Here is a 21751-nt window from a genome sequence, read left to right on the forward strand (position 1 = left end):
ATCAATCTTTCCTGATCGGCTCTTCGACCTTGTGGGCCTGGCCGTCGATGGTCTGCGGCTGGTTCAGCGGCGAAGCGGCCTGGGCTGGACCGGTTGCACTGGCGGTGGCGTCTGCTCGGCCGGCTTGGACTCTTCTTCGTTCATGGCTTTCTTGAAGCCCTTGATCGACTCGCCCAGGTCGCTGCCGAAGTTCTTCAGCTTCTTGGTACCGAACACCAGTACCACCACGACCAGCAGGACGATCCAGTGTTTCCAGTCAAAAATACCCATGGTGCAATCCCTCGAAATAATTCAGTTAGGCCGACGGCTGACGCGCTGCTTTCTCGGCGTGCCCGGACAGGCCGAAGCGGCGGTCCAGTTCGTCCAGCACCGCCTGCGGGTGCTGGCCCAGTTGAGCGAGCATGACCAGGCTATGGAACCACAGATCGGCGGTCTCGTAGATGACATCGCTGCAGTCGCCACTGTGGGCGGCGTCCTTGGCGGCGATGATGGTCTCGACCGACTCTTCGCCGAGCTTTTCCAGAATCTTGTTCAGGCCCTTGTGATACAGGCTGGCCACGTACGAGCTGTCGGGCTCGGCGCCTTTGCGCGCTTCCAGTACTTCGGCCAGGCGGGTCAGGGTGTCGCTCATGTCAGTGTCCTGCGCTGTAGATGGCATTCGGGTCCTTGAGGACGGGGTCGACGGTCTTCCACTCACCGTGCTCGAAGACCCGGTAGAAGCAGCTTTCGCGGCCGGTATGGCAGGCGATATGACCCAGTTGCTCAACCATCAGGATGATCACGTCGGCGTCGCAGTCCAGGCGCATTTCGTGCAGTTTTTGCACGTGGCCGGACTCTTCGCCCTTGCGCCACAGTTTGCCACGCGAACGTGACCAGTAGATGGCCCGCTGCTCAGCGGCGGTCAGCGCCAGCGATTCGCGGTTCATCCAGGCCATCATCAGCACGCGCCCGGTCTTGTGGTCCTGGGCGATAGCCGGTACCAGGCCATCGCTGTTCCAGTTGATCTCGTCCAGCCAGTCTTTCATCTTCGACTCCAAAACCGGGTTCGATCCTTTGCCGAACCCTTGCGCTAGTGTGCCAGCCAGCGGCCCGGCTGGCTATCGACGCACGATCAGGTAGAGGCCGGCGGCCAGCATCAGCCAGGCCGGCCAGGCAGCAGGGGCGCTGAGGCTCACCGCGCCGGCTGCCAGAGTGGCGCCGCCGCCAAGCAGGCCGGCACCGAGCAGGCGCAGGGCCCAGTGATCGCTCTTGTGCTGCCAGGGCGCTGGCGGGTCGGCCAGGTGCGGCTGCGACATGCGTTCGAGCAGGTCGCGGGTCATGCCGGCCAGGTGCGGGATCTGCTCGACCTGGCCATGCAGGTTCTGCAGCAGGGTCTTGGGGCTGACGCGCTCGCGCATCCAACGTTCGAGGAACGGCTGGGCGGTGCTCCACAGGTCGAGGTCGGGGTACAGCTGGCGGCCCAGGCCTTCGATGTTGAGCAGGGTTTTCTGCAGCAGCACCAGCTGCGGCTGGACTTCCATGTTGAAGCGCCGCGCGGTCTGGAACAGGCGCATCAGCACCTGGCCGAAGGAAATATCCTTTAACGGTTTTTCGAAGATCGGCTCGCACACGGTGCGGATCGCCGCTTCGAATTCGTTGAGCTTGGTCTGCGCCGGTACCCAGCCCGAATCGATGTGCAACTGCGCCACACGGCGGTAGTCGCGCTTGAAGAAGGCAAACAGGTTGCGCGCCAGGTAGTCCTGGTCCTCGGGGGTCAGGCTGCCGACGATGCCGCAGTCGATGGCAATGTACTGCGGGCTCCACGGCTTGACCGTGCTGACGAAGATGTTGCCGGGGTGCATGTCGGCGTGGAAGAAGCTGTCACGAAACACCTGGGTGAAGAAGATCTCCACGCCGCGCTCGGCGAGCATCTTCATGTCGGTGCGCTGGTCGGCCAGGGTCGCAAGGTCAGTGACCTGAATACCGTAGATGCGCTCCATCACCAGCACTTTCGGCCGGCACCAGTCCCAGTACACCTGGGGCACGTACATCATCTCCGAGCCTTCGAAGTTGCGCTTGAGCTGGCTGGCGTTGGCCGCCTCGCGCAACAGGTCGAGTTCGTCGTAGATGGTCTTTTCGTAGTCGTTGACCACTTCCACCGGGTGCAGCAGGCGCGCATCGGCCGAAACCCGTTCGGCACCACGGGCGATCAGGAACAACCAGGCGAGGTCCTGGGCAATGATCGGCTTGAGGCCCGGGCGCACGACCTTGACCACCACCTCTTCACCGCTCTTGAGCTTGGCCGCGTGGACCTGGGCTACCGACGCCGAAGCCAGCGGCTCGACGTCGAAGCGGCTGAACACCTCGCTGATCTTCGCACCGAGCTGTTCTTCGATCAGGGCGATGGCTTTTTGCGGATCGAACGGCGGAACCCGGTCTTGCAGCAGCATCAGCTCGTCGGCGATGTCTTCGGGCAGCAGGTCGCGGCGGGTCGAGAGCAACTGGCCGAACTTGATGAAGATCGGCCCCAGGTCCTGCAGTGCCAGGCGCAGGCGCGCGCCACGGCTAAGCTGCAGCTCCTTGCGCGGTAGCCAGCGCCAGGGCATGGCATAGCGCAGGCCCATCAGCCACCAGGGCAGGGGCAGGGCGAACAGCAGGTCATCGAGACGGTAACGGATCACGACGCGCTGGATGCGCAACAGACGGCGGACGGCAAGCAGCTTCATGCGTTATCGCTGGTATCAAGGGATCGGGCAAGGCGCTCGATGCGCGCCTCAAGGCGTTCAATATCGACTTTGAGCGTGTCGAGTTCGCTGAAACGGGCTTCGGCTTCGCGCTGGCCGACCAGGGTCCGGGCCTCTTCGGCGAGGTACTCGGAAAGGTTCTGGTTGAGCGCCGCCAGGCCCTGGCGGGTCCAGTTGGCGCGGCTGCGCAAGTGGCCGCTGAGCAGTTGCGTGGCGACCGGGCCGAGCCAGCGCGAGACTTCGTACTCCCAGTCGAGCTCCAGGTCCTGCAGTACCGCCACCAGGTCGAGCAGCACCGCGCTGTCGCCTTCAAGCTCGACCTGCGGGCTGTGCAGCACGGCGCTCTTGTCCTGGCTCAGGGCCAGGCGCAGCAGGCTGCTGGCCGGCGCGCGCAAGGTGCAGTCGGCCTCATTGGCCCAGTGCGTGGCAAGCATCAGGCCTTCGTCACTGGGCAGGATGAACAGCTGCAGGGCCGGCTGGCGGCAGTCGATGGCAATCACCTTGCCGTCGAGCGGGCGCAGGCGCGGCAGCGCTGTGCTGTCCAGGCGCAAAACACGGTTGAGGCCGTGTTCGACGCTGGCGAGCAGGCCGGCCAGGAGCATCAGGGCTTGATTCCGCGGTGCAGGGCGACGATGCCGCTGGTCATGTTGTGGTAGGTGACGCGGTCGAAACCGGCCTCGACCATCATCGCCTTGAGGGTTTCCTGGTCAGGGTGCATGCGGATCGATTCGGCCAGGTAGCGATAGCTTTCCGAGTCGTTGGTGATCAGCTTGCCGGCCAGCGGCATGAAGGCGAACGAATAGGCATCGTAGACCTTGGACATCAGCTTGTTGGTCGGCTTGGAAAATTCCAGCACCAGCAGGCGGCCGCCGGGCTTGAGCACCCGCAGCATGGAGCGGATGGCGTCTTCCTTGTGGGTGACGTTGCGCAGGCCGAAGGCGATGGTCACGCAGTCGAAATGGTTGTCCGGGAACGGCAGCTTTTCGGCGTCGGCCTGGACGAACTCGATGTTGCCGGCCACGCCGCGGTCGAGCAGGCGGTCGCGGCCAACCTTGAGCATCGACTCGTTGATGTCGGCCAGTACCACCTGGCCGGTGGGGCCGACCAGTTGCGAGAACTTGGCCGCCAGGTCGCCGGTGCCGCCCGCGATGTCGAGCACCCGGTTACCCGGACGCACGCCCGACAGCTCGATGGTGAAGCGCTTCCACAGGCGGTGCATGCCGCCGGAGAGTACATCGTTCATCAGGTCGTACTTGGCCGCCACCGAGTGGAACACCTCGGCGACTTTCTCGGCCTTCTGGCTTTCCGGCACGTCTTTGTAGCCGAAGTGGGTGGTGGGTTCGGCGTGGTCGCCTTTGCGCTGATCGTTCATATCGCTTCACCGGAAAAAATTACTGGCCATTCTAGGGCGTACGGTCGGATTTGTCTTGGCGGGGTGTGTCGCAGGTGGGGCGCGGGCATAATATAAGTATGCCTTCGAACCCAGGATTGAATGAATGACCCAGATCAGCGTTGAACGCAAACACAGCCTGGGCCGCGACGCGGCCCGGCAAAAGGCCGAGGCCCTGGTCGACAAGCTGGCCCGCGAATACGACCTCAAGGCCAGCTGGAATGGCGACCGCGTCGAGGTCAAGCGCAGTGGCGCCAACGGCAGCGTGCAGATTGGCGAGGACAGCATCAAGGTCGAGCTGAAGCTGGGCATGATGCTGTCGATGATGAGCGGGACCATCAAAAGCGAGATCGAGCGGGCGCTGGATAAGGCGCTCGCCTAGCGGCTCAAGGGGGGAGCTGCAAGCTTTAAGCTGCAAGTGGTTCGCGGTGAGTGGGAGGGGCACGACAGTTTCAAGATCACCGCTGCCCTTTCTTGCCGCTTGAAGCTTGAAGCTTGTCGCTGCCCCCTTTATTAGTGTGCCAATTCTAATTTTTCCCCCTACCTTGTGCTCAAGCCCAACTTCGCTGGGCAGTTCCTCCATTTCCGTTCAGAGCGTGAGGTGCAGAGCATGGCCAAAGTTATCCTGAAGAAAAAAGACGACGCCCAGCGCACGTTGGGTGAAGTGCGCAGCTACGCGCGCAAGATCTGGCTGGCAGGCCTCGGGGCTTACACCCGGGTCGGCCAGGAAGGTGCCGACTACCTGAAAGAGCTGGTCAAGGCCGGTGAATCGGTAGAAAAACGCGGCAAGAAAAAGCTCGATGCCAAGGTCGATGCCGCCAACTCCGAGATCGATTCGGTGAAGGGCGAACTGAGCAGCGTGAAGGGCAAGGTCGAGGTTCAACTCGACAAAATCGAAAAGGCTTTCGACACACGGGTCGCGAGCGCCTTGAATCGCATCGGCATTCCGTCTAAACATGACGTGGAGACACTCTCTGTCAAGCTCGATGAGCTCACGGCATTGCTTGAACGTGTCGCACGTAAACAATAAGGAGAGCGGGATGGCTGGCAAGAAGAATACTGAAAAAGAAGGCAGCTCCTGGGTCGGGGGGATCGAGAAGTATTCCCGCAAGATCTGGCTGGCTGGTTTGGGTATCTACTCCAAGATCGATCAGGATGGCAGCAAGGTGTTTGACAACCTGGTCAAGGAGGGTGAGAAAGCTGAAAAACTCGCCAAGGGCTCTGTCGACTCCGCCAAGGCAACCGCCAAGTCGGCGACCTCGCGCATCAGCGACGTCAAGGACCGCGCCCTGGGCAAGTGGGACGAGCTCGAAGGTGCTTTCGACAAGCGCCTGAACAGTGCGATCTCGCGTCTTGGCGTACCGAGCCGCAGTGAGGTCAAGGCGCTGCATTCGAAGGTCGATACGCTGACCAAGCAGATCGAGAAGCTGACCGGTGCATCGGTTACGCCTATCTCGAAGAAACCGGCAGCGAGCAAGACCGCAGCCAAGCCATTGGCCAAGGCTGCAGCGAAACCTGCGGCCAAGCCTGCAGCCAAGCCAGCGGCGAAAACTGCAGCGGCAAAACCTGCAGCCAAGCCAGCGGCGAAAACCGCAGCGGCAAAACCTGCGGCCAAGCCAGCAGCCAAGCCGGTAGCAGCCAAGCCAGTAGCCAAACCGGCTGCGGCGAAGAAGCCAGCAGTGAAAAAGCCAGCGGCCAAGCCAGCAGCTAAACCTGCAGCGGCGAAGCCGGCGGCCCCTGCGGCCAGCGCTGCACCGGCGCCAAGCCCGGCGCCAGCAGCCAGCGCTGCTCCGGTCGCAGCGGTATCGTCGCCATCGGCAAGCCCGACCAGCCAGGCCTGATTTCAGGCGGCTGTCAGTCTACGCCCGGCCTTGTGCCGGGCGTTTTCATTATGGGTGTTGTACCGGGTTTGTGGGAGCCGGCCTTGCCGGCGAAAGGGCTGCGAAGCAGTCCTAGGGTCAGCCATCCAGATACCTCAAGGCCAGCTGCTCTGCCGCATACCGCGACCCCGCCTCCAGGTGCGGCGCCACCAGCATCATCACCTGGTAGACCACCACTCCGACCTCACCTTCACGGGCCAGCACCCGTTGGTAATCGAGCGAGAACAACAGGGTCAGGGTGATCTGTTCCACCAGTTGCCCCAGCGCCCGCGTATCGCTGAGCACCTGGCCCTGGGCCTTGAGGCTGGCCAGCAGCGCCGCCAGGGTGCGCTTGAGCGCGTTGAGCAGGTTGCGCATGCCGCGGGCCAGCTTGGGCAGGCGCCCGGTCAGGTTCGACAGGTCCTGGAACAGAAACCGGTACTGGGCCATGCGCTCGACGATCAAGTGCAGGAACAACCAGTAGTCCTCGGCATCCAGGCGCACTTCCAGCGGCGGGTCGAGCAGCGGCGTGAGCTCGTCCTCGAAGCGTTCGAACAACCCCAGCACCAGCGGCTCCTTGCCGTGGAAGTGGTAGTAGAGGTTGCCCGGGCTGATGCCCATTTCGTTGGCAATCTCCAGGGTCGAGACATTCGGCTCGCCCTGGCGGTTGAACAGTTGCAGGGCACATTCGAGGATACGGTCGCGGGTTTTCATCCGTTCTTCTTGTTCAGCGCGCCTGCACGTAGCTGCCGGGCGCGGGGTCCATGGGAGGGTAGTTCTGGTTGCCGAGGGCCATCAGGGTTTCGCGCTGCACGCCGGAGCGTGCCTGAATCCACTCCAGCCACTGCGGCCACCAGCTGCCGTCGACCTGCTTGCCATCGTAGAGCCAGGCCCGCGGGTCGCTGCTCAGGCGCGGGTTGTCGACGTAGTGCGCCTTGGGGTTGCCCGGCGGGTTGATGATGCTTTGCACATGGCCGCTGTTGGCAAGGATGAAGCGCTTGTCGCCGCCGAGCAGTGCCGCCGAGCGGTACACCGCATCCCAGGGGGTGATGTGGTCGTTGCTGCCGGCGACGCTGAAGCTGTCGACGTTGACCTTCTGCAGGTCGATCGGCGTGCCGCATACCTCAAGGCCTGCGGCGCGGGCCAGCGGGTTGTGCTTGAAGAAGTCCAGCAGGTCGCCGTGCAGCGCCGCCGGCAGGCGGGTGTTGTCGTTGTTCCAGTAGAGGATGTCGAACGCCGGTGGCGCCTTGCCCAGCAGGTAGTTGTTGACCCAGTAGTTCCAGATCAGGTCGTTGGGGCGCATCCAGGCGAACACCCGGGCGATCTCGCGGCCATCGAGCACGCCTTGCTGGTAGGAACGGCGCTTGGCCGCTTCGAGGGTCTGCTCGTCGGCGAACAGGCTCGCCGGGCTGTCGATCTGGCTGTCGAGCAGGCTGACCAGGTAGGTGGCGCTGCTGACCCGGCGCAGTTGGCGCTTGGCTTGCAAATGGCCTTGCAACGCCGCCATGGTCAGGCCACCGGCACAGGCGCCCATGAGATTGACCTCGCGGCTGCCGGTGATCGCCCGGCACACGTTGAGTGCTTCCTCCAGCGCCTCGACATAACTCGACAGGCCCCACTCACGGTGGCGCGGGTCGGGATTGCGCCAGCTGATCATAAAGGTCTGCAGGCCGTTCTTGAGCATGTACTGGACGAAGCTGTTGGCCGGGCTGAGGTCGAAGATGTAGAACTTGTTGATCTGCGGCGGCACGATCAGCAAGGGCCTGGCGTACTGTTTTTCGCTCATCGGCTTGTACTGGATCAGTTCCAGCAGCTCGTTGCGAAACACCACCGAGCCCGGCGTGGTGGCCAGGTTACGGCCGACTTCGAAGGCCTGCGGATTGACCTGGCGCGGCAGACCGTCGTTGTGGCGCAAATCATCGAGCAGGTGGTTGATGCCGCGCACCAGGCTCAGGCCGCCGGAGTTGAACAGCTCCTTGACCGCCAGCGGGTTGAGCAGCGAGTTGCTCGGCGCCACGGCATCGTTGAGCAGGGTGAACAGAAAGTGTGCGCGGGCGCGATCATCGGGTGCCAGCTGGCTTTCATCGATCCACAGGCGGGTCTGCTTCTGCCACGCCAGGTAGGCCTGCAGGCCGCGACTGTAGAGTGGGTTCTGGCTCCAGGCGGGGTCTTTGAAGCGGTTGTCGCGAGGGCCGGGCTGGTAGGGCGTTTCACCCAGCAGCACCTTGCCCAGCTGACCGCCCAGGGCGAGCATGTGCTTGGCGGTATGCAGCGGATGGCGTAAGCCATGACGGCTGACGCTGCGCAAGGTCGAGAGCAGGTCGCGGCCGCGCAGACCGCTGATTGCACTCTGCACGTTCATATAGGTGGCGGGGACCGGTAGCGATCCCTTAGCGGGTTTGTCTTTCATCAGGCAACACTCCGTCGTCAGGCCATCAACAAACACATCAATGCAAGAGCGACACCAACCTCACGCCGCGCACCCGGGGTGCCTGGCATCCTGCCATGGGCTCGGGTGTGGCAGGCGTCTCAGCTGCTGGGGGCGGGCCGAGGGTGCATGACGGCGCGTTGGCGCTCTTGCTGGAGAAACTTCATGATGATCGGGGCGACGGCCTCGGCCCGGGTGATCAGGAACAAGTGGCCGTCGTCGATTATGTGTAGCTGGGCATTGGGAATTCGCCAGGCCAGCAGGCGCATGTTGATCAAGGGAATCAACGGGTCATCGTCACCGGCCAGCACCAGGGTCGGCTGCTGGATCTTGTGCAGCCAGTGAATGCTGGTCCAGCCGAGCCCGGCGAACAGTTGCCAGTAGTAACCGAGCTTGCCACCTGAGCGCACCTTGGCCGCGTGCGACAGGGCCAGGTCCGGGTCCCGGCGAAAGGCGCCGCCGTAGATCTGCGGGGCGATGCGGATCACATGGGACGGTTGCACGTAGCGCCGGGGGCTGGCCATCAACCACAACACCTTGGGCTTGCCCGGCACCATCACCGCGCCAGCGGCGGTGGCAGCCAGCACCAGTTTCTTGCAGCGCTCGGGGTAGTCATGGGCGAACTGCTGGGCCAGCGCCCCGCCCCAGGACACGCCAATGACATTGACCTGGCCATAGTCGAGGTAATCGAGCATGCGCGCGGTAAGCTTGGCCAGGCCCGGAAAACGGTAGGGGTGGCGCGGGGTCGATGAACCGCCGACCCCCGGCACGTCGAAAGCAATTACCTCAAGGTCCGGGTCCAGGGCCTGGATGAAGGGGAACACCAGCTCCAGGTTGGCGCCGATGCCATTGAAGATCAGCAAGGGCGTCAAGTGCGGCTTGCCGGGTCGGACGGCGGTGCGGATGGTCTGGCCATCCAGGTCGACGGTCCTGAAAATATACGGTTGCGGCATGCGCGAAGCCCTGTGTTGGATAAACGCCGCAGCCCTCGCGAGCTGCGGCGGTGTTCGCTATCAACGCTCGTGAACGTAGGTCCCTGGCGCGGCGGCACCGGCGACGTAAGCCTTGTTGCCAAGGTTGACCGGGGCTTTTTTCAGCTTGCCGGAACGCTCGGCCAGCCAGGTGTGCCAGTACAGCCACCAGGAATCGGTGTGCTTGGTCGAGTTCTCTTGCCAGTCGAGGGCGCTGGCGGGCATTTCACTGTTGGTCATGTAGCGCGCCTTGGGGTTGCCCGGCGGGTTGAGGATGCTCTGGATATGGCCGCTGTTGGACAGCAGGAACTCGACCTTGCCACCGAACAACTGCGCCGACTTGTAGCATGACTGCCACGGGGTGATGTGATCGGCGGTACCGGCGACGCTGAAGATGTCGGTGGTCACCTGCTTGAGGTCGATCGGCGTGCCGCACACTTCCAGTGCATCGGGGCGCAGCAGTGGGTTGTTTTTGAACATTTCGATCAGGTCGCCGTGGAAGGCGGCCGGCAGTCGCGTGGTGTCGTTGTTCCAGAACAGGATGTCGAACACCGGCGGCTCGTTGCCCAGCAGGTAGTTGTTGACCCAGTAGTTCCAGATCAGGTCGTTGGGGCGCATCCAGGCGAATACCTTGGCCATGTCGCGGCCTTCGAGCACACCGGCCTGATAGGAGTGGCGCTTGGCCGCCTCGAGGGTCTGCTCGTCGACGAACAGCGCCACCTGGGTATCGAGGGTGGTATCGAGCACGCTGACCAGCAGGGTCAGGGCGTTGACCTTCTTTTCGCCCAGCGCCGCGTAGTGGCCCACCAGCGCAGTGCAGGTGATACCGCCGGAGCAGGCGCCGAGCATGTTCAGGTCCTTGCTGCCGGTGATCGCCAGGATCACGTCGACCGCTTCCTTGAGCGCGTCGATGTAGGTCGACAGGCCCCATTCGCGCTGGGACTTGGTCGGGTTGCGCCAACTGACGATGAAGGTCTGCACGTTGGAGCGCAGGCAGAAACGCGCCAGGCTCTTTTCCGGGCTGAGGTCGAAGACGTAGAACTTGTTGATCTGCGGCGGTACCACCAGCAGCGGCTTTTCCAGCACCTGCTCGGTGATCGGCCGGTACTGGATCAGTTCCAGCACGTCATTGCGAAACACCACCGCGCCTTCGCTGGTGCCGAGGTTCTTGCCGACTTCGAAGGCGTCCATGTTCACCTGGCTGGGCATGCCGCCATTGTTGACCATGTCCTTGGCCAGGTTCGACAGGCCGTCGAGCAGGCTCTTGCCACCGGTTTCGAAGAAGCGCTTGACCGCCGCCGGGTTGGCTGCGGTGTTGGTCGGCGCCATGGCCTCGGTCATCAGGTTGATGACGAAGTGGCCGCGGCTGATGTCCTGGTCGGAGAGGTTGCTGGTATCGATCCAGTCGTGCAGTTCCTTGCGCCAGGCCAGGTAGGTCTGCAGGTAGCGGCGATACAGCGGGTTCTGGCTCCAGGCCGGGTCGTGAAAACGGCGGTCATCGCCCTCGGGCTGCAAGCTCGACTTGCCGAAGATCACATCTTTCAGCTCCATGCCGAAATGGGCGACATGCTTGGCACTGTGCAGCGGTTGACGAATGGCCTGACGCAGGACCATTCGAGCAGATGTCAGCAAATCCTTGCGGCGCAAGCCGATCACCGGGTTCAGACCCAGGGTGTTTTCCGAGGCTTGGCGCTGCAGGTCATCGTTATTCTTGTTACTCATCTACGACGCTCCGTTGTCCTGAGACGAGTACCGGTTTGACTGTGCGCGTTACACAGACGAACGCCCGGTACTGCTGCTCGGGTGACCAGTGATAACGAACTGCGGTCCTGCGGCCGGATGCAAACGACGATGAGCCATGCGGGTTTTTTCTGCGTGAGAAGACTGCCTGCTTTCGCTCGCGACCTCTACATACCAGCCCGACCCTGCATTAAATCCGATGCAGGGAACTTGCCAGATCCATTGGTTACCCGACTTTTTGGTATAGCGCAAGACGGCCACTCATTGGCCGTGGTGCAGGCATTCAAGCAAATAGAATTAGAAAATGCGCTCTAAACCCTGAGGGGCCCGAGCTAGAGCATCAGCTTGACGATCGACTCGTTGGGGTCGCGGGATTTGCCGGCTTTTTTCAGCTCGCCAAGGTAGTCATCCCAGAGTTCCTGCTGGCGCAGGCACAACTGCTCGAGGTATTCCCAGGTGAACAGGCCGCTGTCGTGGCCGTCGTCGAAGGTCAGTTTCAGTGCGTACTGGCCGGCAGTTTCCAGCCCGCTCAAGCCAACGCCAAGCTTGCCGTACTGGAGGATCGGATTGCCGTGGCCCTGGACCTCGGCGGAAGGGGAGTGCACGCGCAGGAATTCGGCGGGCAGGTTGTACACCTCGCCTGGCCCGTAGGTCAGGGTAAGGGTCTTGGAGGCTTTGTGCAGGTTGATGCCGGTGGGGATTCTGGTCATGGATAAGGGCTCTTGGGCTACAAGCTGCAAGCTACAAGCTACAAGAGAAGGCGTCCAGCGCACTTGACTTGCAGCTTGCAGCTTGCCGCTTGAAGCTTGCCGCTTTAGAGAATGTAGCGAGACAGGTCTTCGTTCTGCGCCAATTCGCCCAGGTGGCTGTTGACGTAGTCGGCGTCGATGCGGATCGGCGCTTCGCTGTGGGCGCTGGCCAGGTCGCCGGCGCTGAACGACACCTCTTCGAGCAGGCGCTCGAGCAAGGTGTGCAGGCGACGGGCACCGATGTTCTCGGTTTTCTCGTTGACCTGCCAGGCGATCTCGGCCAGGCGCTTGATGCCGTCGGCGGCGAACTCGATGTTCAAGCCTTCGGTTTTCAGCAGCTCACGGTACTGCTCGGTGAGCGAGGCGTGCGGTTCGCTGAGGATACGCTCGAAGTCTTCCGGGCTCAGGGCCTTGAGTTCGACACGAATCGGCAGGCGGCCTTGCAGCTCCGGCACCAGGTCGCTCGGCTTGCTCAGGTGGAAGGCACCGGAGGCGATGAACAGGATGTGGTCGGTCTTGACCATGCCCAGCTTGGTGTTCACTGTGCAGCCTTCGATCAGTGGCAGCAGGTCGCGCTGCACGCCCTCACGGGAAACATCGGCGCCGCCAACGTTACCGCGCTTGGCAACCTTGTCGATTTCGTCGATGAACACGATGCCGTGCTGCTCGACCGCTTCCAGGGCCTTGGCCTTGAGCTCGTCTTCGTTGACCAGGCGCCCGGCTTCTTCGTCGCGCACCAGCTTGAGCGCTTCCTTGACCTTGAGCTTGCGGCTCTTGCGCTTGCCCTTGCCCATGTTGGCGAACAGGTTCTGCAACTGGTTGGTCATCTCCTCCATGCCCGGCGGCGCGGAAATATCGACACCCACGGCCTCGGCCACTTCGATCTCGATTTCCTTTTCGTCCAGCTGGCCTTCGCGCAAGCGCTTGCGGAACAGCTGGCGGGTGTTGGAGTCCTGACTGGCGACCTGGTCTTCGTTGAAGCCGGTGCGCGCCGGTGGCAGCAGGGCGTCGAGGATGCGCTCTTCGGCAGCATCTTCGGCGCGGTGGCCGACGCGGATGATTTCCTGCTCGCGGAGCATCTTGATCGCGGCATCGGCGAGGTCGCGGATGATCGACTCGACGTCACGGCCGACATAGCCGACCTCGGTGAACTTGGTCGCTTCGACCTTGATGAACGGGGCGTTGGCAAGCTTTGCCAGGCGCCGGGCGATTTCGGTCTTGCCGACGCCGGTCGGGCCGATCATCAGGATGTTCTTCGGCGTCACTTCAACGCGCAGCTCGGCCGGCAGCTGCATGCGCCGCCAGCGGTTGCGCAGGGCGATGGCGACGGCGCGCTTGGCGTCGTCCTGGCCGATGATATGGCGGTTGAGTTCGTGGACGATCTCGCGGGGGGTCATGGACATGATAGTGATGGTCCTTGGGCTCGATAAGTCAGCGTGGAAAAGCCCGGCCACCGGGGCCGGGCGCCAGAACAGCTGAATTACTCGGCCAGGTCCTGCTCCTCGATGGTCAGGTTGTGGTTGGTGAACACACAGATGTCACCGGCGATGTTCAGCGCGGTCTCGGCGATTTCGCGGGCCGAGAGGTCGGTCTTTTGCAGCAGCGCGCGGGCGGCGGCCTGGGCGTAGGCGCCACCGGAGCCCATGGCGATCAGGCCGTCTTCGGGCTCGACCACGTCACCGTTGCCGGTGATGATCAGCGATGCGTCCTTGTTGGCTACCGCCAGCATGGCTTCCAGGCGGCTCAGGGAACGGTCGGTACGCCACTCCTTGGCCAGCTCCACGGCGGCGCGGATCAGATGGCCCTGGTGTTTTTCCAGTTGCCCTTCGAAGCGTTCGAACAGGGTGAAGGCGTCGGCGGTGGCACCGGCGAAACCGGCGATGACCTGGCCGTGGTACAGGCGGCGGACTTTCTTGGCGTTGCCTTTCATCACGGTGTTGCCGAGAGAAACCTGGCCGTCGCCGCCCATGACGACTTTGCCGTGGCGGCGAACTGAAACGATGGTGGTCAAGGGAGAGTCTCCACGCAGCGGGGCGAAAATGCCTGATGCAGACTCATATGGGGGTGGTGGGAAGGATTTCAACCTTGCAGGATGAGTGGTAATGGCTATCGCGGGTCAAGCCCGCTCCCACAGAGATGGGTGAAATCCTGTGGGAGCGGGCTTGACCCGCGATGTAGCAGCGCAAACTCAGGCTTCGTGACTGATATGCCCATCGACCAAGGTATAACGCACCGCACTCGGCAGGCAGTGGCCGATGAACGGGCAGTTGTCGCCCTTCGAGCGCCATTGCTCGCCGGCCAGGGTCGAGGCCTTGGCGTCGAACAGCACCAGGTCTGCGGCACTGCCTACCTTCAGCTCGCCCGCTGGCAGGCGCAGCGCTGCTGCAGGGCCTGCAGACAAACGTTGCAACAAAGTCGGCAAGTCAAGCAGACCGTCTTCCACCAGGGTCATGGCCAGCGGCAGCAACAGTTCGACACTGCTGATGCCCGGCTCGGTGGCGCCGAACGGTGCCAGTTTGGCATCCCGCTCGTGGGGCTGGTGATGGCTGGAAATCGCCTGGATCACCCCGGACTTCACCGCCTCGCGCAGGCCGTCGCGGTCGGCGCGGGTGCGCAGCGGCGGTTGCACGTGGTAGAGGCTGGAGAAGTCGCGCAGCGCTTCATCGGTGAGGATCAGCTGGTACAGGGCCACGTCGGCGGTCACCGGCAGGCCCAGTTCCTGGGCCTGGGCGATCAGCCGCGCGCCGCGGGCGCTGGTCAGCTGGCTGAAGTGCGCACGCACGCCGGTCTGTTCGACCAGCAGCAGGTTGCGCGCCAGGGCCACGGTCTCGGCGGTTTCCGGGATGCCCGGAAGGCCGAGGAAGCTGGCCATGGCGCCTTCGTGGGCCAGGCCACCCTGGGCCAGGTCGCGGTCCTGGGAGTGGAAGATCACCGTCAGGTCGAAGGTCGCGGCGTATTCCAGGGCGCGGGCCAGGGTGCGGTTGTTGGCAAAGGCATTGAGGCCGTTGCCAAAGGCCACGCAGCCGGCGTCGCGCAGGGCAATCAGCTCGGCAAGCTGCTCGCCTTCAAGGCCTTTGCTCAGGGCGCCGATCGGGTAGACCTTGCTGTGCCCGGCTTCGCGGGCGCGGTCGAGAATCAGCTCGGCCACTGCCGAGGTGTCCAGCACCGGCTTGGTCTGCGGCGGGCAGCACAGGCTGGTGACGCCACCGGCAGCGGCAGCGCGGGTTTCGCTGGCGATGCTGCCCTTGCGGCTGTAGCCGGGCTCGCGCAGGGCGACGTTGAGGTCGACCAGGCCGGGGGCGGCTACCAGGCCTTGGGCGTCGATGCTGCGCGCCGGCTTGAAGCCTGCCGGGGCGGCGCCGATGGCGATGATCTTGCCGGCATCGATGTGCAGGTCAGTGGTCTGGTCCAGGCCGCTCAGCGGGTCGATGACCCGGGCGCCGAGAATACTGAGGGTCACTGGGCGTTCTCCTGCTCGAATTGACGTTGCGCGGTCTGCCCGCTCATGGCCATGGACAGCACCGCCATGCGCACGGCGATGCCGTAGGTGACCTGGTTGAGGATCACCGAGTGGGCGCCGTCGGCCACCGCTGATTCAATCTCGACGCCGCGGTTGATCGGGCCCGGGTGCATGACGATGGCATCCGGCTTGGCCCCGGCCAGGCGCGCGGTGGTCAGGCCGAACAGGCGGTAGAACTCGCCTTCGCTGGGCAGCAGGCCGCCGGCCATGCGCTCACGCTGCAGGCGCAGCATGATCACCACGTCGACGTCCTTGAGGCCTTGCTCGAGGTCGGTGTAGACCTTCACCCCATACTGCTCGATACCGATCGGCAGCAGGGTTTTCGGGCCGATCACGCGGATGTCCGGGCAGCCCAGGGTTTTCAGCGCGAGCATGTTCGAGCGCGCCACCCGCGAGTGCAGGATGTCGCCGACGATGGCCACCGAGAGGTTCTCGAAGCCGCCCTTGTGCCGACGAATGGTGAGCATGTCGAGCATGCCCTGGGTCGGGTGGGCGTGGCGGCCGTCGCCGCCGTTGATGATCGCCACCTCCGGGCACACGTGCTCGGCGATGAAGTGCGCGGCGCCCGAGTCGGCATGACGCACGACGAACATGTCGGCGGCCATGGCTTCGAGGTTGCGCAGGGTGTCGAACAAGGTTTCACCCTTGCTGGTCGAAGAGGTCGACACGTTCAGGGTGATGACGTCGGCCGACAGCCGCTGGGCGGCCAGTTCGAAGGTGGTGCGGGTGCGCGTGGAGTTCTCGAAGAACACGTTGCAGACGGTCTTGCCGCGCAGCAACGGGACCTTCTTCACGGCCCGGGCGCCGACTTCGAGGAACGAGTCGGCGGTGTCGAGGATTTCGGTCAGCAGTTCGCGGGGCAAACCGTCGAGCGAGAGAAAGTGGCGCAGCTGGCCCTGATCATTGAGCTGCAGCGGGCGCTTGGCGTCGATTGGCGTCATCGCGGGGGACTCTTAAAGGGCGGAAGCGGAGGCGAGGTCCTGGCGCTCGAGGGCGAGCGGTGCGGGTCCGGTCAATTTTACCCGTTCATGGGCAGCCAGCGACAGGGTGGCGCCGACCACATTCGGCCGGATCGGCAATTCGCCGGCATCCAGGTCGAGCAGGCAGACCAGGGTCACGCTGGCCGGGCGGCCATAGTCGAACAGCTCGTTGAGGGCGGCGCGGATGGTACGCCCGCTCATCAGTACGTCGTCGATCAGCACCAGGTGCTGGCCTTCGATCTCGAACGGCAGGTCGGACGGGCGCACCTGCGGGTGCAGGCCGTTCTGGCTGAAGTCGTCGCGGTAGAAGGAAACGTCGAGCGTGCCCAGGGCGGCGTCGCTGCCCAGCTCTTCGAGCAGGGCCTGGGCGACCCAGACACCCCCGGTGCGGATGCCGATGAAACGCGACTCGGCAATGGCGCGGCGGGCCAGATGGGCGCGAAGGTCGACGGCCATCTGCCGGATCAGTTCGGCGGGATTGGGTAGGCTCATGCTTGCTCCTCAAGAGGCCGGGGAGCGGTGCGCTGGCCCGGCTTGAATGCGATGATCGGGTCTCAGGCCCCGGTATTGGCCTCCAGCCAGCCCTGCAGCAGCAAGGCGGCGGCAATGGCATCCACCGGATTGTCGCGGTAACTGCCGCGCTGGCCGCCACGGGCCATGCGCTCGCCCTTGGCTTCGAAAGTGGTCAGGCGTTCGTCGTGGGTGTGGACCGGCAGGTTGTATCGACCATTAAGGCGGCGGGCGAATTTTTCTGCGCGCTCGCTCATCTCGCTGGGGCTGCCATCCATGTTCAAGGGCAGGCCGACCACCAGGGCGTCGGGTTTCCACTCTTTGATCAGTTTTTCCACCTGGGCCCAGTCCGGCGTGCCGTTCTGCGCCTTGAGGGTGCACAGCTCGCGGGCCTGGCCGGTGATCACCTGGCCGACGGCGACGCCGATCTGGCGGCTGCCGTAGTCAAAGCCCAGCAGTAGACGTACTTCGGCCATCAGGCGTGCCCCGCCTGGCTGGTCAGCAGGCTGAGGTTGATCCCCAGGCTTGCCGCCGCGGCGGCAAGGCGCTGCTCACAGGCCATGCCGAAGATGATCTCGGGGTCGAACGGGCAGTTCAGCCAGGCGTTGTCGGCCAGTTCCGCTTCCAGCTGCCCGGCTTCCCAGCCGGCATAGCCGAGGGTAATCAGGCTCTGTTTCGGGCCCAGGCCGTCGGCGATGGCGAACAGCACGTCCTGGGAGGTGGTCAGCGACAGGCCGTCGAGTTCGACGGTGGCCTGGAAGCTGCGCTCGCTGGTGTGCAGGACGAAGCCGCGGTCGGTTTGCACCGGGCCGCCCATATAGATTGGTACATGAATGCAACTGGCCGGCGGTTCGACGTCCGGGCGCAGCTGTTCGAGGATATCGGCCAGGTTGAGGTCTTGTGGCCGATTGACCACCAGCCCCATCGCCCCATTGGCGTTGTGCTCGACGATGTAGGTCAAGGTCTGCGCGAAGTTCGGGTCGGCCATGTGTGGCATGGCAATCAGGAACTGATGCTTGAGGTAATCCGGGCTGAGGTTCTTCATGCCTGATAGTGTGGCGGTGAGTGGCCACGCTGACAAGGTGCTGGCGTCACCTTGTCAGCTTTACTGCGGGGTTACTTGAACAGCTTGACCACTTCTTCGGTGTACAGGGTTGGCGACTCTTCAGCGGCCGACAGCACGTACTCCTGGACGGTTTGCTGCTTGGCCTGCGGGTACTTGGCCAGGTAGCTCTCCGGGAACGCCGGGGCCTTGAGGCTGGAGCCGGCCTTGATCAGCGCGGCGACGCAGTCCGGGTTGTCCGTGCGGGCGGCTTCTTCCAGCGGCGTACCGACCGGGAAGGTGCCGTGCTGCTCGTGGTAGGCATCGATCGAGCTGCCTTTTTTCAGCAGCAGGGCAATGCGCTCGGCCGCTTGTGGGTCAGGCTGGCCGTTCATCTCAAAGGCGCGTTCGCAAACATGGTGCAGCGGCGTCGTGCCGGTCAGGGTTACCTGGTAGGGATTGGCGCCGGCAGCGACCAGCAGCTTGATCACCTCCAGGTTCGAGGCACCCGGTCCGGTCAATGGGGTAAAGCCGTTCGGCCGGACGGCCTTGGCATCGGCGCCGGAAGCCAGCAGCAGCTTGATCAGTTCGGCTGAGCCCTTGCCTGCTGCGGTGTTCAGCGGCGTAGCGGAATCGCCCTGGGCCAGCACGTTGACGTCGGCGCCGGCCTTGATCAGGCCCTTGACCATGCGCAGGTCGGCCTCGGAGGCCTTCGATTGCTCGGCCTGGTTGAGGACGAACAGCAGCAGGGTTTCGCCGTTTTCCTGGATAGGTGTGTTGACGTCACCGATCTTTGGCAGGAACAGCTCGAACGGCGCGACGATCTTGTAGGAGGCGGCCAGGAACATCGGCTGGCCTTTCGGATCGGCACCCTGGTCGAGCAAGGCCTGGATCTTGGCCAGGCGCGCCGGGGTTTCGTCGTACTTGTACTCGCCAACTTCGTTGTACAGCTTCTGCGACAGCTCGGCGGCGTCGGCGAAGGCAGTAGCAGGCAGGACGCAGGCCGCCAGGGCCAGGCCGAGGGCGGCTGTTTTGCGGGCGAAATTGATGCGCGACATCAACAGAATCCTTTCTTGAGGGGGATATACGGGCGCGCATCATCGCAAAATGGCTATTGTTTTGCCATCAGGCGGAGCCTTAGATCAATTACTCTGCAGCCGGTCGCCGCGGGCGAAACGCCAGGTACGGATGATCTCCAGCCGGTCGATATCGGCCAGGTCGCCGGTGAACGGCGCGAATGGTGCGGCCAGGCGCACGATGCGCTGGGCGGCCTGGTCGAGCAGCGGCTGGCCTGAGGACTCCAGCACCAGCACTTCATACAGCGAACCGTCGCGGTTGATCGACACCATCAGCCGCAGGCTGCCGTAGATCTGCTGGCGCCGGGCTTCGTCGGGGTAGTTGAGGTTGCCGATACGCTCGACCTTCTTGCGCCACTCGTCCTTGTACCAGGCACCCTTGTCGCGCATGGTCGAGGCGGCATTAAGCCTGTGGATGCGCGGGCGCTTGGCGTACAGCTGCTGCTCGTTGGACAGTTCGGCTTCGAGGCTGGCGATCTGGCTGGACAGCTGCGAGCTGTCGAAGTCCGGGGTCGCGGCCTTGGGTTTGGGCTGCGGCTTGGCTTCCTTGGGTCGGGTTTCGACCTTTTCCGGCTTCGGCGCCTTGGTCGCCACTACTGCCTTGGGCGGCGTCGGTTGCGGTTGTACTTCGGGCTTGGCGGCCGGCGGCGGGGTGACCTTGTTGATCTTGCTGTCCTGGAAGGGCGCTACTTCGGTGGTTTTCGGCACCGCCTTCTTGTCCAGGGTGCCGCTGCCTTGCTGATTGTCCTGGGCCAGGTAATCGGCCTTCTGCGGCGCTTTCTCGCTTTTGAAGGTGGCCAGGGTGATTTCCATGGTCCGGCGGATTTCTTCGGGCTTGGCGAAGGTGAAGCCGACACCGAGAATCAGCGCCAGGTGCAGCAGCGCTGCCAGGAACAAGGTAAAACCCAGGCGATCCACCGGGCGTACGCGGGGTGGAGAGAAGTCGGCAGGGATGTCAGCAGGAAGCGTCATCAGGTATCCAGCAGCTGCAAAGACCGGGGGAAACCGGCAGAGCAGGTGCCCAGGTCATAAAAACGACCGGCATGATACCCCACTCTGCGCGGTTGCTCCGCGTCGGCTGTCAGCGCGCCTTGAGCTTGCGATCAATGGCATCCATCAACTGCACGCCGATCTGGGTGCCGAAGGCGTTGTCGATCTCGCGGATGCAGGTCGGGCTGGTGACGTTGATTTCGGTCAGGTGCTCGCCGATCACGTCCAGGCCGACGAACAGCAGGCCCTTCTCGCGCAGGGTCGGGCCGACCTGTGCGGCGATCCAGCGGTCGCGGTCGGTCAGCGGGCGGGCTTCGCCACGGCCGCCGGCGGCAAGGTTGCCACGGGTTTCGCCCGAGGCCGGAATGCGCGCCAGGCAATAGGGCACCGGCTCGCCGTCGATCATCAGGATACGCTTGTCGCCGTCCTTGATGGCCGGCAGGTAGCCTTGCGCCATGATTTGCTGGGTGCCGTTGCCGGTCAGGGTCTCGAGGATTACCGAGAGGTTCGGGTCGCCCGGGCGATGGCGGAAGATCGAGGTGCCGCCCATGCCGTCCAGCGGCTTGAGGATGGTGTCGCCCTGCTGGTTGACGAATTCGCGCAGGATATCGGCGCGGCGGCTGACCAGGGTCGGTGGCGTGCACTGCGGGAACAGCGTGGCGAACAGCTTTTCGTTGCAGTCGCGCAGGCTCTGCGGGCGGTTGACCACCAGCACGCCGGCGGCTTCGGCCTGTTCCAGCAGGTAGGTGCTGTAGACGAACTCCATGTCGAACGGTGGATCCTTGCGCATCAGGATCACGTCCAGCTCGCTCAGGGCGCTGTCTTGCTCGGCGTCCAGCTCGAACCAGTGCTCCGGGTCGGCGAACACTTTCAGCGGGCGCATGCGTGCGCGGGCCTGGCCGGCGCCTTGGTAGAGGTCCTGCTGCTCCATGTAGAACAGCGACCAGCCGCGCTCCTGGGCGGCCAGCAACATGGCCAGCGAGCTGTCCTTTTTATAGGAAATGCGCGCAATGGGGTCCATGACAATCCCGAGGCGAACGCTCATGGGCAAAATCCTCTCAGCGGCAATGGGCCGCATTGGCTCGAATGAAAAGTGGCGTCAGGGTGGCGCTCGCAGCGCTGGCGGTCAAGGGAAAAACGCATCCTGGGCGGCGCTGCGCCGGGTGTCGGCGCGGGCCGATGGAATGCACCCCCCAGAGTGTGCTAAAAAGGCCTGGCACGTGGCCTGCACGGCCGTCTCCAGCTGCAAGCCACAAGCCATAAGCCACAAGAAAAAGCACGCCGCGTTCACCCTGCTTTTTCTTGCCGCCAGAAACTTGTAGCTTGCCGCTCATAGCGAGCAGCGATGGTAGAGCAATTATGGAACAGCCCGGCGCGGCATTGAAGGTGATGGTGATCGACGATTCCAAGACGATTCGCCGCACCGCCCAGATATTGCTCGGTGAAGCAGGATGTGAGGTCATCACGGCCATCGACGGTTTCGATGCCCTGGCCAAGATCATCGACCACCAGCCGCAGATCATTTTCGTCGACGTGCTGATGCCGCGTCTGGACGGCTACCAGACCTGCGCCCTGATCAAGCAGAACAGCACCTTCAAGGACACGCCGGTGATTCTCCTGTCGTCCCGCGATGGCCTGTTCGACAAGGCCCGTGGCCGTGTCGTCGGCTCTGATCAATTTTTGACCAAACCTTTCAGCAAGGAAGAGCTGCTGGACGCAATCAAGGCCCATGTGCCCGGATTCGCCGCAGAAGAACAACACGCACCCTGACGT

25 protein-coding genes and 1 pseudogene are annotated in these 21751 nt (G+C 63.6%); 5 read left to right on the forward strand and 21 right to left on the reverse strand.

The features are described from left to right. Position 1 precedes the first annotated feature (1 nt). The 6 genes and pseudogenes from LOY22_RS01820 to ubiE all read right to left on the reverse strand — a co-directional run bounded on the left by LOY22_RS01820 (position 2) and on the right by ubiE (position 4095). A pseudogene (locus LOY22_RS01820) lies at positions 2–270 on the reverse strand (twin-arginine translocase TatA/TatE family subunit). 25 nt (positions 271–295) lie between these two features. Then, the gene (locus LOY22_RS01825) at positions 296–631 is read right to left on the reverse strand and encodes a phosphoribosyl-ATP diphosphatase (RefSeq protein ID WP_010222337.1); all 336 of its coding nucleotides are present in this window, start codon (positions 629–631) and stop codon (positions 296–298) included. Between the two features lies 1 nt (position 632). After that, complete coding sequence (hisI, locus tag LOY22_RS01830) at positions 633–1025, reverse strand: phosphoribosyl-AMP cyclohydrolase (RefSeq protein ID WP_038997556.1); 393 nt, start codon at positions 1023–1025, stop codon at positions 633–635. Positions 1026–1097: 72 nt separating this feature from the next. Continuing rightward, the gene (gene ubiB / locus LOY22_RS01835) at positions 1098–2705 is read right to left on the reverse strand and encodes a ubiquinone biosynthesis regulatory protein kinase UbiB (RefSeq protein ID WP_045193871.1); all 1608 of its coding nucleotides are present in this window, start codon (positions 2703–2705) and stop codon (positions 1098–1100) included. Beyond that, positions 2702–3325: an SCP2 domain-containing protein gene (locus tag LOY22_RS01840; RefSeq protein WP_123564872.1), complete on the reverse strand. Its 624-nt coding sequence runs from the start codon at positions 3323–3325 to the stop codon at positions 2702–2704. Before LOY22_RS01840 ends, ubiB begins: the two co-directional genes overlap by 4 nt. Further along, positions 3325–4095 carry a bifunctional demethylmenaquinone methyltransferase/2-methoxy-6-polyprenyl-1,4-benzoquinol methylase UbiE gene (gene ubiE / locus LOY22_RS01845; protein ID WP_045193869.1) on the reverse strand — a complete coding sequence of 257 codons (771 nt, stop codon included), beginning with the start codon at positions 4093–4095 and terminating at the stop codon, positions 3325–3327. The genes LOY22_RS01840 and ubiE overlap by 1 nt, the downstream gene beginning before the upstream one ends. Positions 4096–4219: 124 nt before the next feature. On the opposite strand from ubiE, the gene LOY22_RS01850 reads away from it, so the two are divergent. The 3 genes from LOY22_RS01850 to LOY22_RS01860 all read left to right on the forward strand — a co-directional run bounded on the left by LOY22_RS01850 (position 4220) and on the right by LOY22_RS01860 (position 5954). After that, on the forward strand, positions 4220–4495 hold the full coding sequence (locus LOY22_RS01850) for a polyhydroxyalkanoic acid system family protein (RefSeq protein WP_045193867.1): 276 nt from the start codon (positions 4220–4222) through the stop codon (positions 4493–4495). Positions 4496–4723: 228 nt separating this feature from the next. Next, entirely contained in the window at positions 4724–5143 is a 420-nt protein-coding gene (locus LOY22_RS01855) for a phasin family protein (RefSeq protein ID WP_045193865.1), read from the forward strand. 10 nt (positions 5144–5153) lie between these two features. After that, positions 5154–5954 carry a phasin family protein gene (locus LOY22_RS01860; RefSeq protein WP_258595985.1) on the forward strand — a complete coding sequence of 267 codons (801 nt, stop codon included), beginning with the start codon at positions 5154–5156 and terminating at the stop codon, positions 5952–5954. Positions 5955–6071: 117 nt separating this feature from the next. On the opposite strand, the gene LOY22_RS01865 is transcribed toward LOY22_RS01860, so the two are convergent. From LOY22_RS01865 to gshB, 15 genes are all read right to left on the reverse strand, one after another. Then, on the reverse strand, positions 6072–6686 hold the full coding sequence (locus LOY22_RS01865) for a TetR/AcrR family transcriptional regulator (protein WP_045193863.1): 615 nt from the start codon (positions 6684–6686) through the stop codon (positions 6072–6074). 13 nt (positions 6687–6699) lie between these two features. Further along, complete coding sequence (phaC, locus tag LOY22_RS01870) at positions 6700–8382, reverse strand: class II poly(R)-hydroxyalkanoic acid synthase (protein ID WP_093376960.1); 1683 nt, start codon at positions 8380–8382, stop codon at positions 6700–6702. A 119-nt stretch (positions 8383–8501) separates the two neighbouring features. Then, the gene (gene phaZ, locus LOY22_RS01875) at positions 8502–9353 is read right to left on the reverse strand and encodes a poly(3-hydroxyalkanoate) depolymerase (RefSeq protein ID WP_045193860.1); all 852 of its coding nucleotides are present in this window, start codon (positions 9351–9353) and stop codon (positions 8502–8504) included. A 60-nt stretch (positions 9354–9413) separates the two neighbouring features. Continuing rightward, the gene (gene phaC / locus LOY22_RS01880) at positions 9414–11093 is read right to left on the reverse strand and encodes a class II poly(R)-hydroxyalkanoic acid synthase (RefSeq protein ID WP_213602665.1); all 1680 of its coding nucleotides are present in this window, start codon (positions 11091–11093) and stop codon (positions 9414–9416) included. Between the two features lie 350 nt (positions 11094–11443). Beyond that, entirely contained in the window at positions 11444–11821 is a 378-nt protein-coding gene (locus tag LOY22_RS01885; protein WP_258595995.1) for a DUF971 domain-containing protein, read from the reverse strand. 104 nt (positions 11822–11925) lie between these two features. Then, complete coding sequence (hslU, locus tag LOY22_RS01890) at positions 11926–13263, reverse strand: ATP-dependent protease ATPase subunit HslU (RefSeq protein ID WP_258595997.1); 1338 nt, start codon at positions 13261–13263, stop codon at positions 11926–11928. A 77-nt stretch (positions 13264–13340) separates the two neighbouring features. Continuing rightward, positions 13341–13871, reverse strand: a complete 531-nt coding sequence (gene hslV, locus LOY22_RS01895) for an ATP-dependent protease subunit HslV (RefSeq protein WP_028945572.1) — start codon at positions 13869–13871, stop codon at positions 13341–13343. 177 nt (positions 13872–14048) lie between these two features. Continuing rightward, positions 14049–15320 (reverse strand): dihydroorotase, encoded by a 1272-nt coding sequence (locus tag LOY22_RS01900; RefSeq protein ID WP_213602663.1) that lies wholly within the window; start codon positions 15318–15320, stop codon positions 14049–14051. Further along, the gene (locus LOY22_RS01905) at positions 15317–16321 is read right to left on the reverse strand and encodes an aspartate carbamoyltransferase catalytic subunit (RefSeq protein ID WP_010221491.1); all 1005 of its coding nucleotides are present in this window, start codon (positions 16319–16321) and stop codon (positions 15317–15319) included. Before LOY22_RS01905 ends, LOY22_RS01900 begins: the two co-directional genes overlap by 4 nt. 12 nt (positions 16322–16333) lie before the next feature. Then, entirely contained in the window at positions 16334–16852 is a 519-nt protein-coding gene (pyrR, locus tag LOY22_RS01910; protein ID WP_258596000.1) for a bifunctional pyr operon transcriptional regulator/uracil phosphoribosyltransferase PyrR, read from the reverse strand. A gap of 62 nt (positions 16853–16914) precedes the next feature. Continuing rightward, positions 16915–17346, reverse strand: coding sequence for a Holliday junction resolvase RuvX (gene ruvX / locus LOY22_RS01915; RefSeq protein WP_093376944.1), 432 nt, complete (start codon positions 17344–17346; stop codon positions 16915–16917). Beyond that, positions 17346–17915, reverse strand: a complete 570-nt coding sequence (locus LOY22_RS01920) for a YqgE/AlgH family protein (protein WP_045193852.1) — start codon at positions 17913–17915, stop codon at positions 17346–17348. The genes ruvX and LOY22_RS01920 overlap by 1 nt, the downstream gene beginning before the upstream one ends. Before the next feature lie 71 nt (positions 17916–17986). Further along, the gene (locus LOY22_RS01925) at positions 17987–18970 is read right to left on the reverse strand and encodes an ankyrin repeat domain-containing protein (RefSeq protein ID WP_093376935.1); all 984 of its coding nucleotides are present in this window, start codon (positions 18968–18970) and stop codon (positions 17987–17989) included. Between the two features lie 84 nt (positions 18971–19054). Continuing rightward, entirely contained in the window at positions 19055–19960 is a 906-nt protein-coding gene (locus tag LOY22_RS01930) for an energy transducer TonB (protein ID WP_038997538.1), read from the reverse strand. 109 nt (positions 19961–20069) lie between these two features. After that, the gene (gene gshB / locus LOY22_RS01935) at positions 20070–21023 is read right to left on the reverse strand and encodes a glutathione synthase (protein ID WP_045193851.1); all 954 of its coding nucleotides are present in this window, start codon (positions 21021–21023) and stop codon (positions 20070–20072) included. Between gshB and LOY22_RS01940 the strand changes: the two genes are divergently transcribed. After that, a complete protein-coding gene (locus LOY22_RS01940) occupies positions 21022–21300 on the forward strand; it encodes a hypothetical protein (protein WP_258596004.1) in 279 nt (92 codons plus the stop codon). The genes gshB and LOY22_RS01940 overlap by 2 nt on opposite strands. Before the next feature lie 37 nt (positions 21301–21337). Continuing rightward, entirely contained in the window at positions 21338–21748 is a 411-nt protein-coding gene (gene pilG / locus LOY22_RS01945) for a twitching motility response regulator PilG (RefSeq protein ID WP_045193849.1), read from the forward strand. The last annotated feature ends 3 nt before the right edge of the window (positions 21749–21751 follow it).

It is taken from the genome of Pseudomonas sp. B21-035 (assembly GCF_024748945.1).
Classification (GTDB): domain Bacteria; phylum Pseudomonadota; class Gammaproteobacteria; order Pseudomonadales; family Pseudomonadaceae; genus Aquipseudomonas.